Genomic DNA, 13502 nt, shown 5'->3' on the forward strand with positions numbered 1-13502 from the left:
GCGGGGAAAACTGGTCTTCATTTCTCCTCCGTATAGCCATAACCGGTTCATCCCCGCGGGCGCGGGGAAAACGGCTCGCCCCTCGTGGGCGTGCCCCGGTCGCACGGTTCATCCCCGCGTGCGCGGGGAAAACTCTTTCGTAGTGGACGTGCTCAAGCGCGTCCCCGGTTCATCCCCGCGTGCGCGGGGAAAACGCACGCGCGTACGCCCTCGAGTTTTGACCCCACGGTTCATCCCCGCGTGCGCGGGGAAAACGCGGGGCCAGGAGGGGTCGGGCCAGCGCCCGGTGGTTCATCCCCGCGTGCGCGGGGAAAACGTAAAGAATTGTCCGTAAAAAACATTGTCAATCGGTTCATCCCCGCGTGCGCGGGGAAAACAGCCACGCGTGGTCGTGCCAGGGGAGGCCGCGCGGTTCATCCCCGCGTGCGCGGGGAAAACGAGCCATGGGTTTTCTCCTTGGGGTCTAGAGGCGGTTCATCCCCGCGTGCGCGGGGAAAACAGCCGGAACGCCTTACCCCGGTAGATTGAGGTCGGTTCATCCCCGCGTGCGCGGGGAAAACTGCCAGGTGTACGCGAAGTGGGTCTGGCCGGGCGGTTCATCCCCGCGTGCGCGGGGAAAACGGGCTGGGGGCCAGCTCGCGGGCCACCAGCACCGGTTCATCCCCGCGTGCGCGGGGAAAACGAAAGAGGGCCTAATGAAACCGTCATCATTTACGGTTCATCCCCGCGTGCGCGGGGAAAACGGTCGGCAACATCACCACCTCCACCACCAAGCTGGTTCATCCCCGCGTGCGCGGGGAAAACGGCCACGCGCAGCAGCGGGGTGCCGTACTCGTCGGTTCATCCCCGCGTGCGCGGGGAAAACGCATCGCCAGCAGTTGGCTCTAGATAGGTCCTCCGGTTCATCCCCGCGTGCGCGGGGAAAACCCCTCCTTCGGCACGGTGGCCCCGGTGGTGCTCGGTTCATCCCCGCGTGCGCGGGGAAAACTCGAGGTACGTCGCCCCCGACGGGCGCAAGGGCGGTTCATCCCCGCGTGCGCGGGGAAAACGCCGTCGGAGGCCAGGTACTCGCGGCTGGCCTCGGTTCATCCCCGCGTGCGCGGGGAAAACTTGGGCTTTCTCCTTTTTCCCGGACGCCCCTGCGGTTCATCCCCGCGTGCGCGGGGAAAACGTGGGGCTCTTGTCGGCGGGGAACACGGTGGCCGGTTCATCCCCGCGTGCGCGGGGAAAACTGTTTCAGCCACGTGTTTCTTGGCAGAAACTCCGGTTCATCCCCGCGTGCGCGGGGAAAACGACGCCTACGGCCTCCGCCACAAGGCCGGGGACGGTTCATCCCCGCGTGCGCGGGGAAAACGCGCGGCCCGTCGCGGCCCGTCCCAGGCCCGCGGTTCATCCCCGCGTGCGCGGGGAAAACAGCTTCTTGAGCTCGGACAGGATGGGCGTCTTCGGTTCATCCCCGCGTGCGCGGGGAAAACGGTCTGCGCAAGAGCCTGAGGCTCAGGGAGGCCGGTTCATCCCCGCGTGCGCGGGGAAAACTCGGTCATCGTCTTCCCTCGGAAAGCCCCCGGCGGTTCATCCCCGCGTGCGCGGGGAAAACACTTGGTCCTATCGAGCAAAACTGCCCCTCGAGCCCCCGGAAGTGTCTCGAGCCGGTTTTCAAGGATCGCCAACCCCTCGGGCCGATGGACCTATCCTAGCATCGGGCGGGCGCTCAGAGCCTCGAGGCCAGGTTGTCGCGGCGGAACAGGCGGAAGGCCAGGGTGAGCACCAGGGCGTTGAGGGCCCAGACCACCAGGCCCATCAGCAGGACTAGGCCGGTGCTGACGTACATCACGCCGGTGGCCTGCCCGATCACCAGCGCCACCACCGGCAGCACGATCACCCCGCCGAGCTGCATGGCCTCCTGGAAGGTGTTCACGCGGGCCGAGACCAGCACGGTCACGCCCAGGCTGAGCGCGGCCACGGCGGGGCCTAGCCACAGCGCGAGCGCGGCCCACAGCCAGTTGGGGAAGAGCAGCCGGCCCAGCAGGTTCCAGGCCACCAGGTTGCCCACCACGCTGTAGACCGCGAAGCCCAGCAGCCCGATGAGCACGGCGGCCAGCCAGGGGGAGAGGGCCTTGGCGAGGAAGAGCTCGCGGTCGGAGGTGGGGGTGTAGAGCAGGGCCTCGAGGGTCTTACGCTCCTTCTCCCCGGCGAAGCTGTCGGCGGCGATCACCGAGGAGACCATCAGCGGCAGGATGAGGTAGAGCGGGGCGAAGAAGTAGACCAGCGCCAGCACCGCGACCTGCTGGGCGGGGCTGTAGCCCGCCACCGAGGCCTTGAGGGCGGCGGGGGCGCGCTCGAGGAAGGTCTGGAGCTCGGAGAGGGTGTTGCCGGGGAGGTTGCCGAGCTGGGGGGCGAAGGTCACCAGCAGCGGCAGCAGCACCAGCATCACGACGGGCACCAGCACGATGGGGATCATCACCCCGCGGCTGCGGGTGACGGCCAGCAGGTCTTTGCGGAGCACGGCGAACAGGGCGTCGCGGTTCATGGGGCCTCCTCGGCGTGCAGGGCGAAGTAGACGTCCTCGAGCGAGGGCTCCTCCAGGCTCACCCGGTACAGCCCGACCCCGCCCGCGGCCAGGCGGCTCACCAGCGCCGGGACCTCCTCGCGCCGGACGCCGGGCACGCTCAGGCTGCCGTTCTCGCGGCGTTCGGCCTTGGGGAGCAGGCTCAGGGCGGCGGGCAGGGTGGCGGGGGTGACCTCGAGCACCAGCCGCACGCCGCCCAGCCGCCCGGCCAGTTCCTCCGGGGTGCCGATGGCCCGCAGCCTGCCGCGCTCGAGCACCGCCACCCGGTGGCAGAGCAACTGGGCCTCGGCCAGGTTGTGGGTGGTGAGGAAGACGGTGCGCCCCGCGGCCTGGAGCCCGCGGATCAGCTCGTGGACCTCGCGCGCGGCCACGGGGTCGAGGCCGGAGGTGGGCTCGTCGAGGAAGATCAGCTCGGGCTCGTGCAGCAGCACCCGCGCCAGGGCCAGGCGCTGCTTCATGCCCTTGCTGTAGCCGCCCACCCGCTCGTCGGCCCGCCCGGCCAGGCCGAACTGCTCGAGCAACTGCGCCGCGCGGGCGCGGGCCTGGGCGGGGCCCAGGCCGTAGAGCCGGGCGTAGATCTCGAGGTTCTCCCGGGCGCTGAGCCGCTCGTCCACGGCGGGGGTCTCGGTGAGCACGCCGGTGCGGCGGCGCAGGGCGGAGCCGTCTCGGGCGGGGGAGAGGCCCAGCACGACGGCCTGGCCGGAGGTGGGCTCGAGCACCCCGTTCAAGAGGCGCACGGTGGTGGTCTTGCCCGCGCCGTTATGGCCCAAGAAGCCGAAGACCTCGCCCGCGGCGACCTCGAGCTCGAGCCCGTCGAGGGCCAGGATCTCGCCGAAACGGCGGCTGAGCTGGTGGGTCTGGATCACGGGGTTCATGGGGGTTCGCCGAGGCGGGGCACCCAGCGGGGCACGCGGCGGCAGTAGTCGGCGTACGCCGCCCCGAAGCGCCGCCTCAGGTTAGGTTCCTCGTAGAAAATGACGAAGAGGTGAAAGGCCGACAAGACCAGCAGGGCGTACAGCAGCAGCCTCCACGAGCCGAAGAGCAGCGCCTCGCCCAGCAGCATCAGCCCCACGCCCAGGTACATGGGGTTGCGCACCCGGCGGTAGAGCCCCTGCACCACCAGCGTTTTGGGCGGGTCGAGGGGGGCCGGGGTGCCGCGCCCGCGGGCCGCGAAGTCCCACACGCACTCCAGGTAGACCGCGGCGCCCAGGGCGACGGGCAGCAGCCCCAGCCACTGCCAGGCGAGGGCGGGGCGGGGGTAGCTCCAGCCCAGCAGCCACAGGGGGACCCACAGCACCATCGTGGCGGGGGCCACCAGGGTGAAGAGCAGGGCCTTGAGCCAGACCATAGCGCCCTTCAGCTCGAGGCGGCAGCGCTGGACTGGTGGTCCTGCTCGAGCGCCTCGAAGGCGATCACGGCGGCCAGCGCGGCGACCTCGAGCGGCGCGGCGGTGGACAGGCGCACGTCCTTGCCGTCCACGCGCCCCCCGATGCGCCCGCTGAGGCGGTTGGGCACGGTGGTCTTGAGGCTCACGTCGTGCCCGATCTTCGGGCCGCCCAGCCGCCCGGTGAAGCGGGTGCGGCCGAGCTCGAGGCGCAGGTCCTTGCCGAGGGTGGCCCCGCCCAGGCGCAGGCTCAGGGCCTGGGGCCCCAGGGTGCCCCGCACGTCGAAGCCGACGTGTTTGCCCCCGACCCGCCCGCTCACCTCGCCGTCGCCGACGCTGAGGTGAACGTCCTTGCCCTGGTGCGCCCCGCCGATGCGGCCCGTGAGGTGGGCGCCGTCCCAGGTCAGGTTGACGTCGTATCCGGTGGCGAGGCCGCCGACCCTCCCGCTGATGCGCTGCTTGGTCATCTCAGTCCTCCTCCGCGGGGGCCTCGGACTGGGCTTTCACCCTCAGCCGCCCCGCCCTGCGCACCGACTCGCGCAGCACGAACTCGATCTGGGCGTTGACGCTGCGGAACTCGTCGTCGGCCCAGCGCTCGAGCGCCTCGTAGAGCTCGGGGTCGATGCGCAGGAGGAATTTCTTCTTCTCGGCCATAACTACACGGCTCGTGGCGGGTGGCCTGTGGCTTGCGGCTTACTCCGGGCCACGAGCCACCGGCCCGTCAGTACAGGCTGCCCGTGTTGATGATAGGCGAGGCCTCCGACTCGGAGACCAGGGCCACCAGCAGGTTGTTGACCATCGCGGCCTTGCGCTCCTCGTCGAGGTCCACCACCCCCTCGCTCTTGAGCTGCTCGAGGGCCTGCTTGACCATGCCCACCGCGCCCTCGACGATCTTCTGCCGCGCGGCGATCACCGCCTGGGCCTGCTGGCGGCGCAGCATGGCCTGGGCGATCTCGGGGGCGTAGGCCAGGTGGGAGATGCGGGCCTCGAGCACGTCGATGCCGGCGATCTCGAGGCGCTTGTGCAACTCCTTGCGCAGCTCGTCGCCCACCTCGTCGGGGTTGCCGCGCAGCGACTCGGTGCCGTCGTGGGTGTCGTAGGGGTAGCGGCTGGCGAGGGCGCGGATGGCGGTCTCGGACTGGATGGCCACGAACTCCTGGTAGTCCTCCACGTCGAAGGTGGCGCGGGCGCTGTCGGTCACGCGCCAGACGATCACCGCCGCGATCTCGATGGGGTTGCCCGTCGCGTCGTTGACCTTCAGCCGCTCGGAGTTGAAGTTGTTGACCTTCAGGCTCAGCTTCTGCTTCTTGGCGAAGGGGTTGACCCAGTACCAGCCGTCGCGGGTGATGCTGCCCGTGTACTTGCCCAAAAAGGTGAGGACCCGGGCCTCGTTGGGCTGCACCACCAGGAAGCCCCCCATCAGGATGAAGCTCAGCACCATCGCGCCCACCCCGTACAGCAGCGTGGGCAGCTCGGCCTGCTCGTTCGCGCGGCTGCCGATGACCTCGAGGACGAAGTCGCGGAATTGCAAGCCGCCCCAGGCCAGCAGCCCCAGCACCAGGATCAGGCCCAGAATCCCCGGCAGCGCCAGGGCCCTCTTCTCGCGGGTGACGTTCATACGGCCTCCTATAAGCGTTGGTGATAGGCAGTGTGGGTGTGTTTAGAGCGAAGCCTGCAGGAAGCGTACCACGGCCGCCAACAGGCCCTCCGCCAGCGGCAGCTTGGGGTCGCTGTAGGCGGCGATGTTGGCCTGGGGGTCGGCGGGGGCGCGCTTGAGCACGTGGTTCATGCCCTCGACGAGCACCTTCTGGGCCTTGGGGTTGGCGGCGGCCAGGGCCTCGGCCTCGGCGGGGCTCACCTGGAGGTCGGTGGTGCCCTGCACGACGAGCACCGGGACGTTCAGCTTGCCGAGCTCCCGGGCCGGGTCGTAGCGGAAGACCGAGATTAAGTAGGGCTGCACGCGGGCGCGGAAGAGCTGCGCCGTGAGCTGCGGGGGGAGCTGGATGCCGGCCTCGGGCACGGCACGCCCGGCCGTGAGCTCGCTCACCACCCGCTCGGCCTCCTGGTACATGGCGGGGGGGAGCTGCGGCTTGAGCTGCTCGAGCAGGATCTGCCCCAGCGGGCGGCCCGGCCCCGCCAGCGAGACGAAGGCGTCGGCCCCGGCCCGCTGGGCGGCGAGCATCCCGATGAGCGAGCCCTCGCTGTGCCCGATCACCGCCCGCTTGCCGAAGCGCCCGTCGCGGCGCAGCCACTCGAGCCAGGCCGCCGCGTCCTCGACGAAGCTCTCCAGGCGCACGTCCTCCTCGCGGGCCAGCGCGCCGGCGCTTTTGCCGATGCCCCGCTTGTCCACGCGCAGGCTGGCGATGCCCCGTGCGGCGAGCCCCTCGGCCAGCAGCTTCAGGCTGTCGTTCTTCCCGGGGAGCAGCGGGCTGTTGCCGTCGCGGTCGGTGGGGCCGGAGCCGGGGTGGATGAGGGCCACCGGGTACGGCGGGTTGGCGGCGGGCAGCTCGAGGGTGGCGTAGAGCTTGCCGGCGGGGGTCTCGAGCACCACCTCCTGGGCGGCGGCCTCGCCCCTGCCCAGCAACCCCGCGGCTGCGGCGATGAATCCTACGACGATGGGAATGCGTGCCATGATGCCTCCTGTTAGCAAAATGATATCACTTTGAAAGCGGATGTCAACGCCGCGTCCCGCGGAAAGGGCCCGGCGCTGCCGGGGTCCTCAGCCCAGGCAAAGCCGCCCGCTGTAGCCTGGAATGGCTGTGTGGAGCCGCGTCCTGAAGATCTACCGGCAGAACAGCGGCCGGCTGTTGCTGCTGTTCTTCGGGGTGCTGCTGCCGCTGTTGATCCTGGGCGACCTGGCCGAGGACGTGCTGCAGCAGGAGGACATGCGCCTCGACCGCTGGCTGAGCGAGTGGGTCAACGGCTTCGCCACGCCCTGGCTCGACCAGGCCGCCCTCGCGCTGCGCTTCCTGGGCGGCGTGGAGGTGCTGGGCCCGCTGTCGCTGGTGATCTTCGCCTACTTCCTCTCCACCCACCAGCCCTGGAAGGGCTGGTTCTTCGCCTTCGCCGTCGGGGGCGCGGCCGGGCTCAACCTCCTCGCCAAGGCCTTCTTCGGGCGCGAGCGCCCCGACCTCTTCACCCCGCTGGTGCTCGAGCCCAACTACAGCTTCCCCAGCGGCCACGCCACCGGCAGCGCGGCCTTCGTGAGTGCGCTCGTCGTGCTGGCCTGGTACACCCGCTGGCGCTGGTGGGCCGTGCTGTTGGGGGTGCCCTTCGCGCTGCTGGTGGGGCTCTCGCGGGTCTACGCCGGGGCCCACTACCCCTCCGACGTGCTGGGCGGCTGGCTGGCCTCGGTGGCCTGGGTGCTGGGCCTGCGCCAGGTGCTGCGCTCGCGCATCCGCCCAGCACTCCCCCCTTCCGAGGAACGGGCGGGTTCATGAAGGCGGGAAAGTGGCTTGTGTGCCCGGCAGCCTGGGTGTAGGCTTAATTCCCTATGGAGAAGCTGCTGGCCGTTTTGCCCCCAACGGAAGACCCCGAACGGGCGCTGAGCCAGTTGCTGCCCAAGCTCGCCAAGACCATCGCCTCCGAGATCCGCCACAGCGAAGCGCCTTCCACCGAGACCTTCCTGCTGCTCCTGATGAGCCAGGAACCGAGCGGCGAACCCCCCGAAGCGGAAGCTCCCGACCCCAGCGTTTACCTCGGGTAGCGGCAGGCCCGGCCCACCGGACCCCCTCGGCCGGCGGGGGCCGCAGGACCTCGTTGACATTGGCCACGATGTCGTTGTGCGCCTGGCTTTCCCCGGCCATCGCGTACACGAAGCCGTCGAGGTACTCGTAGCGCGAGCCGGTCTGCTTCTCCAGCTCGAGCCACTCCTCCTTGCTCAGTCGGGCGGGGCGAGGGGCACTCGCGGGCATGATCAGTGTGATCATAGTGCGATCCTGCCGAGCGCCATGAGCCGTACGTCGTAAGCGATACGCCGAACGCCAAACGCCAAACGCTAAACGCCAAACGCTAAACGCCAAACGCTGGGGTACGTCTGATCGATTGCCGGGTGTAGGGGCGAGCCCCCGTGCTCGCCCTTTCTCCCTATAGCTGCCCTATACAAACCCCTTCGCGGCAAGTACACTATGAAGGTTGTGCTGTTGCCGTTCCTCGAGCCGGGGAGAGGCAACCCATCCCCCGAAGAGGACAATATGGAACTCAGAAACATCGCGATCATCGCGCACGTGGACCACGGCAAGACCACGCTCGTGGACGCCATGCTCAAGCAGGCCAAGGCCCTCTCCCGCCACGACGTGGAGGGCGAGCGGATCATGGACTCCAACGACCTCGAGCGCGAGCGCGGCATCACCATCCTGGCCAAGAACACCGCCGTCGTGTGGAACGACGTCAAGATCAACATCGTGGACACCCCCGGCCACGCCGACTTCGGCGGGGAGGTCGAGCGGGCGCTGAGCATGGTGGACGGGGTCCTCCTGCTCGTGGACGCCGCCGAGGGCCCCATGCCCCAAACCCGCTTCGTGCTCAAGAAGGCCGTCGAGGCGGGGCTCAAGCCCATCGTGGTCATCAACAAGGTGGACAAGCGCGACGCCCGTCCTGACGAGGTCCTGAACGAGACCTTCGACCTCATGGCCGAGCTCGGCGCCTCGGAGGAACAGCTCGACTTCCCCTACCTCTACGCCGTCGGGCGCGAGGGCGCGGCCTGGCTGGGCGAGGCCAAGAAGGACAACCTCGAGGACCTCTTCCAGGTCATCCTGACCCACATCCCCGCCCCCCGCATCGAGGAGGGCCCCTTCCAACTGCGCGTCGCCAACCTCGACTACTCCAACTTCCTGGGCAAGATCGCGCTGGGCAAGGTGCACCGCGGCACCGTGCGCAAGGGCCAGGTCATCACCATCGTGGGCGAGCACGGCAACCGCGACGTCAAGGTGGTGGCGGCCTTCACCCACCAGGGCCTCGAGCGGCTCGAGGCCCTGGAGGTAACCCCCGGCGACATCGTGGCCATCGCGGGCATGGAGGGCGTGGAGATCGGCGACACCCTCGCCGCCAAGGAGGCCCCCGAGGCCCTGCCCCGCCTGGCGGTGGACGAGCCCACCGTGAGCATCACCATGACCCCCAACACCTCGCCCTTCGCGGGCAAGGAGGGCAAGTTCGTCACCAGCCGCCAGATCCGCGAGCGGCTCTTGAAGGAGCTCGAGACCAACGTGGCGCTGCGGGTCATCGAGGTCACGCCCGACACCTTCGAGCTGCACGGGCGCGGCGAGCTGCACCTGAGCGTGCTGCTGGAGACCATGCGCCGCGAGGGCTTCGAGTTCAGCGTGGGCCAGCCCAGCGTGCTGCTGAAGGAAGTGGACGGCCAGGTGCACGAGCCCTACGAGTACCTGGTAGTAGACGTCCCCGAGGCCAAGTTCGGCCCCGTGATGGAGGCGCTGGGCACCCGCAAGGCCCAGATGGTGCATATGGAGCAGGAGCCAGGTCAGGTGCGCCAGCACCCCGGCGGAGCCGGTACCCCTGGCGGGCGCGTGCGCGCTGAATTCACCGTCCCGGCCCGGGCCCTCTTCGGCTTCCGCACCCTTTTCCTCACCCTCACCGCCGGCGAGGGCGTGATGAGCCACAACTTCCACAGCTACGGGCCGCACGTGGGCGCGCTCGAGACCCGCACCACCGGCAGCGCGGTGGCGATGGAGGCGGGCGTGGCCTTCGCCTACAGCCTCCACCGCCTGCAGGAGCGCATCAGCTTCTTCATCGACCCCGGCACCGAGGTCTACGTGGGCATGATCGTGGGCGAGAACTCCCGCGACAACGACCTCAACGTCAACGTCTGCATCAACAAGAAGCTCACCAACGTGCGGGCCGCCGGCTCCGACGAGAACATCCGCCTGATCCCCCCGCGCAAGTTCACGCTCGAGGAGGCCCTGGAGTTCCTGGCCCCCGACGAGCTGCTCGAGGTCACGCCCAAGAGCCTGCGGTTGCGCAAGCGGGTGCTCGACCCCAGCCAGCGCAAGCGGGCCGAGGTGGTCTGAGCCGGCAGTGAGCCAAACCGGAGCAGGGTTTCCCTGCTCTTTTTTCTTCAGTGTGATACCCGATTCGGTCAGTCCGGCGCCGGACGGCAGCGACCTGACAGGGCCGAAGGGAATGCTCTGGGGTTCAAAAAGATAGCCCTTCGGATCGGACGATCAGCTTTCTGAACCCGGTATCGATCAGAGCTTGACCTCATCCGGCCCTAGCAACTCGAGCGCGATCGCCAGCGCGCGGTTTAGCGCTTCGAGCTTTTGGCTCGAGAGCCTGCCGACGTAGTTCGTGAGCCTACTCTTCTCGATGCGGGTCAGATCGTCGCAGCGAATGCTGCTCTCGTGCTTCAACCCCTCCTCGATACCCACCGGAACCTGTGTGCTGATGCCGTGGTAGCGCGAGAAAACGGGAGCGCAAAGCACCGTGGAGTGGGGCGAGTCGATCAGGAATTGCCGGCTAACGACGACGTAAACCCGCTGGCGCTTGGGGTCGTCGGAGGAGGGGTTGACCACGCGGTATAGCTCGCCGCGTTTCATGGCTCCGTCTGGTCTTCCAGCGACTCGAGCGCCTGGGTGTTCAGTTCCTGGGCGTGCCCGGCGTAGAGCTCCGCGTCCCGGGCCTCCCACTCGCGCTTGCGCTCTTCCCACAGCTCCTTGCGGATGAGCCGCTCGATGAATTCTGAGCGGTTAGGGTAGCGCTCGTCTATGGCCTCGAGCAACTCCCGCTCGAGGGTGATAGATGTCTTGACTTTCATACCACCAATATACTCCCTTGACCCTGGTTGGGCTGAACAACGAGAATCTACGCTAGAGGTTCAAGCATGCTCGAGGGGCTCAAAAGCTGGCTCGTACAGAGCAGTCGTCGCACACCTACGTCTATGGAAGCTCGCTCCTCGGGGGCCGAGTGGCAGAACTGGTCGGGCTATGTCCGGGGCCGCTCCCGAGCGTTTGCCCAGCCCGCCGACGAGGACGAGCTACGGGCTCTCGTGGCCCAGGCCCCCCGCGTGCGGGCGGTGGGGGCCGGGCACTCCTTCACGCCGCTGGTGCCCACCGAGCACCTGCTGCTCTCGCTGGACCGGCTCACCGGGCTGCTGGGCCACGACCCGCAGCGGTACACCGCCACGGTGTGGGGCGGGACGCGGCTGTACGAGCTCGGGCCCATGCTCCAGGAGGTCGGGCAGGCGCTGCCCAACATGGGCGACATCGACCGGCAGAGCATCGCCGGGGCGGTGAGCACCGGGACGCACGGCTCGGGGTTGGGGCTGGGGTCGCTCGCGGCGGGGGTGGCGGGCCTGCGGCTGGTGCTGGCGGACGGGGGCGTGCTCGAGTGCTCCCCCGCGCAAAACCCCGAGGTGTTCCGGGCGGCAGGGGTGAGCCTGGGCACCCTGGGGGTCATCAGCCAGGTGACGCTGCAGAACGTGCCGAGCTACCGGCTCGAGGAGCGCGTGCGGGTGGTGGGGCTGAGCACCCTGCTGCCCCAGCTCCCGAGCCTGGCGCAGGAGAACCGGCACCTCGACTGCCACGTGTTCCCCTTCAGCGGCCAGACCATCGTCAAGACCCTCAACCCGGCCCAGGAACCCGCCGGCAAAACCGAGGTCAACAGCTTCGTGGAGAACACCGTGCTGCGCTGGGCCTGCGAGGTCGCGCGCGCGCTGCCCGTCCTCAACGCGCCTTTGCAGCGGCTGGTGGGGGTGCTGGTGGGCTCGAGCCGCCGGGTGGGCGAGTCCTACCGGATCTTCGCCACGCCGCGCGAGGTGCGCTTCAACGAGATGGAGTACCACGTTCCCGCCGAGCGGGGGCCGGAGTGCTTGGAGGAGGTGTGCCACGCCATCCGCAGGAGCGGGGTGCAGGTCTTCATCCCGGTGGAGTACCGCTACGTGGCGGGCGACGGCTTCTGGCTCTCGCCCTTCCAGGGCGGGGCGCGGGCTTCCATCGCGGTGCACCAGTACCACAAGCAGGACCCCTGGCCGCTGTTCCGCGTGGTCGAGCCCGTCCTGCGGCGCTATGGCGGGCGGCCCCACTGGGGGAAGATGCACGGCCTGAAGGCGGGCGAATTGCGCGAGCTCTACCCCCACTGGGACGACTTCCGGCGGGTGCGGCTCGAGCTCGACCCCCGCGGCAAGTTCCTCAACGCGCACCTGCGCGAGGTGCTGGGAGCCTGAATGCTGCGCGACCAGGGCCAGCCCCACACCCCCTACTTCGCCGCCCTCAACCGCCTGCTGCGCGCGGAGGGGCCGGGGCGGCCCGTGCTGCTGATCGACCTCGAGCGCCTGGAGCGCAACCTCGAGCGCGTGCGGGCCACCTTCCCGCGCCACGCGGCGCTGCGGATCGTCAACAAGTCGCTGCCGAGCCCGAAGCTGCTGGAGCACGTGCTGAAAGCCAGCGGGACCCGGCGGCAGATGGTCTTTCACCTGCCCTTCCTGCTCCTGACCGCGCGGCTGTTCCCCGAGGCCGACGTGCTGCTGGGCAAGCCCCTGCCGGCGCGGGCCGTCGAGGGCTTCTACCGACACCTGCCGCCCACCGGCTTCGACCCCGGGCGGCAGCTCCAGTGGCTCGTGGACACGGCGGAGCGCCTGGGGCAGTACCTCGCCCTGGCGCGGGGCCTGGGGGTGCGGCTGCGGGTGAACCTCGAGATCGACGTCGGGCTGCACCGGGGCGGATTCCCCGAGCCGGCGGCGCTGGCTCCGGCGCTGCGGCTGATCCGGGAGAACCCCGAGCGGCTGGAGTTCGCCGGGTTCATGGGCTACGACGCGCACGTGGGCAAGCTGCCGGGCTTTCTCGAGAAGCCGGAGGTTTCGCTGGCGAAGTCCCAGGCGGCTTACCGGGCCTTCGCCGGCTACCTGCGGTCGCAGTTCCCCGACCTGTGGAGTCCCGGCCTCACCTTCAACGGGGCGGGAAGCCCCACCTTCCGGCTGCACGGCGAGGGCAGCCCGCTCAACGACGTCGCGTTGGGCTCGGCGCTGCTCAAGCCGCTCGACTTCGACCTGCCCCTCCTGGCCGACCTCGAGCCCGCCGTCTTCATCGCCACGCCGGTGCTCAAGGTGCTGGAGGGCACCACCCTGCCCGGCCTCGAGCGCTTTGCCCCGCTCCTCTCCCGCCTGAACCCCAACTGGGCCCGCACCCACTTCATCTACGGCGGCCGCTGGCCTGCCCGGCCGGTTTCCCCCGCCGGGCTCGCCGAGAACCCGCTCTACGGCAAGAGCTTTAACCAGGCCATCTTCAACGGCTCAGGGCGCACCGCGCTCGAGCCCGACGACTACGTGTTCCTGCGGCCCTACGAGAGCGAAAGCGTGCTCCTGCAGTTCGGTGACTTGCGGGTGGTGCGGGAGGGCCGGATCGTGGCGACTTGGCCGGTGTTTAGTGAGGAAGCGTAAAGCGGCTCGTGGTGAGGAGAGCGCCCGTTCCTGTGTGGGGAGGGGTGGAGGGGTGGGGTTGCGGTGCTGTGGTTTGGTGACCCCCGCTCCGCCGTCGGAGGGTGTAGGGGGAGGCCATTCCACATGGCGAGGGCATCGCGGTACGCGACCCGGCATACGCCGGA

General features: G+C 69.3%; 14 protein-coding genes and 1 CRISPR repeat array (1 of these 15 only partly in view). Of the genes, 5 read left to right on the forward strand and 9 right to left on the reverse strand.

What is annotated here, in order from left to right; all coding sequences use genetic code 11:
* Positions 1-1597: a CRISPR direct-repeat array (repeat unit 29 nt; unit sequence CGGTTCATCCCCGCGTGCGCGGGGAAAAC) (it extends 79 nt beyond the left edge of the window).
* 114 nt (positions 1598-1711) lie between these two features.
* From MEICH_RS0105190 to MEICH_RS0105220, 7 genes are all read right to left on the reverse strand, one after another.
* Positions 1712-2530 (reverse strand): ABC transporter permease subunit, encoded by an 819-nt coding sequence (locus MEICH_RS0105190; protein ID WP_027891731.1) that lies wholly within the window; start codon positions 2528-2530, stop codon positions 1712-1714.
* Positions 2527-3444 carry an ABC transporter ATP-binding protein gene (locus tag MEICH_RS0105195; RefSeq protein WP_027891732.1) on the reverse strand — a complete coding sequence of 306 codons (918 nt, stop codon included), beginning with the start codon at positions 3442-3444 and terminating at the stop codon, positions 2527-2529. Before MEICH_RS0105195 ends, MEICH_RS0105190 begins: the two co-directional genes overlap by 4 nt.
* A complete protein-coding gene (locus MEICH_RS0105200) occupies positions 3441-3917 on the reverse strand; it encodes a methyltransferase family protein (RefSeq protein ID WP_027891733.1) in 477 nt (158 codons plus the stop codon). The genes MEICH_RS0105195 and MEICH_RS0105200 overlap by 4 nt, the downstream gene beginning before the upstream one ends.
* 8 nt (positions 3918-3925) lie before the next feature.
* A complete protein-coding gene (locus MEICH_RS0105205) occupies positions 3926-4420 on the reverse strand; it encodes a hypothetical protein (protein ID WP_027891734.1) in 495 nt (164 codons plus the stop codon).
* Between the two features lies 1 nt (position 4421).
* A complete protein-coding gene (locus MEICH_RS0105210; protein WP_027891735.1) occupies positions 4422-4607 on the reverse strand; it encodes a type II toxin-antitoxin system antitoxin in 186 nt (61 codons plus the stop codon).
* A 67-nt stretch (positions 4608-4674) separates the two neighbouring features.
* Positions 4675-5571: an SPFH domain-containing protein gene (locus MEICH_RS0105215; RefSeq protein ID WP_027891736.1), complete on the reverse strand. Its 897-nt coding sequence runs from the start codon at positions 5569-5571 to the stop codon at positions 4675-4677.
* Between the two features lie 42 nt (positions 5572-5613).
* Complete coding sequence (locus tag MEICH_RS0105220; protein WP_027891737.1) at positions 5614-6585, reverse strand: alpha/beta hydrolase; 972 nt, start codon at positions 6583-6585, stop codon at positions 5614-5616.
* 121 nt (positions 6586-6706) lie between these two features.
* Here MEICH_RS0105220 and MEICH_RS23705 point away from each other — a divergent pair, with 121 nt between their 5' ends.
* The 3 genes from MEICH_RS23705 to typA all read left to right on the forward strand — a co-directional run bounded on the left by MEICH_RS23705 (position 6707) and on the right by typA (position 9976).
* Entirely contained in the window at positions 6707-7393 is a 687-nt protein-coding gene (locus tag MEICH_RS23705) for a phosphatase PAP2 family protein (protein WP_084542185.1), read from the forward strand.
* A gap of 53 nt (positions 7394-7446) precedes the next feature.
* Positions 7447-7659 (forward strand): hypothetical protein, encoded by a 213-nt coding sequence (locus MEICH_RS29185; protein ID WP_027891738.1) that lies wholly within the window; start codon positions 7447-7449, stop codon positions 7657-7659.
* 487 nt (positions 7660-8146) lie between these two features.
* Positions 8147-9976 carry a translational GTPase TypA gene (typA, locus tag MEICH_RS0105235; RefSeq protein ID WP_027891739.1) on the forward strand — a complete coding sequence of 610 codons (1830 nt, stop codon included), beginning with the start codon at positions 8147-8149 and terminating at the stop codon, positions 9974-9976.
* A 177-nt stretch (positions 9977-10153) separates the two neighbouring features.
* Here the strand turns inward: typA and MEICH_RS0105240 are convergent, their stop codons facing one another.
* Together MEICH_RS0105240 and MEICH_RS0105245 are read right to left on the reverse strand one after the other, a co-directional pair.
* Positions 10154-10501 carry a type II toxin-antitoxin system PemK/MazF family toxin gene (locus tag MEICH_RS0105240; protein ID WP_027891740.1) on the reverse strand — a complete coding sequence of 116 codons (348 nt, stop codon included), beginning with the start codon at positions 10499-10501 and terminating at the stop codon, positions 10154-10156.
* Positions 10498-10719, reverse strand: coding sequence for a CopG family ribbon-helix-helix protein (locus MEICH_RS0105245; RefSeq protein WP_027891741.1), 222 nt, complete (start codon positions 10717-10719; stop codon positions 10498-10500). Before MEICH_RS0105245 ends, MEICH_RS0105240 begins: the two co-directional genes overlap by 4 nt.
* A gap of 123 nt (positions 10720-10842) precedes the next feature.
* On the opposite strand from MEICH_RS0105245, the gene MEICH_RS0105250 reads away from it, so the two are divergent.
* Positions 10843-12126 (forward strand): D-arabinono-1,4-lactone oxidase, encoded by a 1284-nt coding sequence (locus MEICH_RS0105250; RefSeq protein WP_027891742.1) that lies wholly within the window; start codon positions 10843-10845, stop codon positions 12124-12126.
* The gene (locus MEICH_RS23710) at positions 12127-13338 is read left to right on the forward strand and encodes an alanine racemase (protein ID WP_051303926.1); all 1212 of its coding nucleotides are present in this window, start codon (positions 12127-12129) and stop codon (positions 13336-13338) included.
* The last annotated feature ends 164 nt before the right edge of the window (positions 13339-13502 follow it).

The sequence above is a fragment of the Calidithermus chliarophilus DSM 9957 genome, from assembly GCF_000430045.1.
Taxonomy (GTDB): domain Bacteria; phylum Deinococcota; class Deinococci; order Deinococcales; family Thermaceae; genus Calidithermus; species Calidithermus chliarophilus.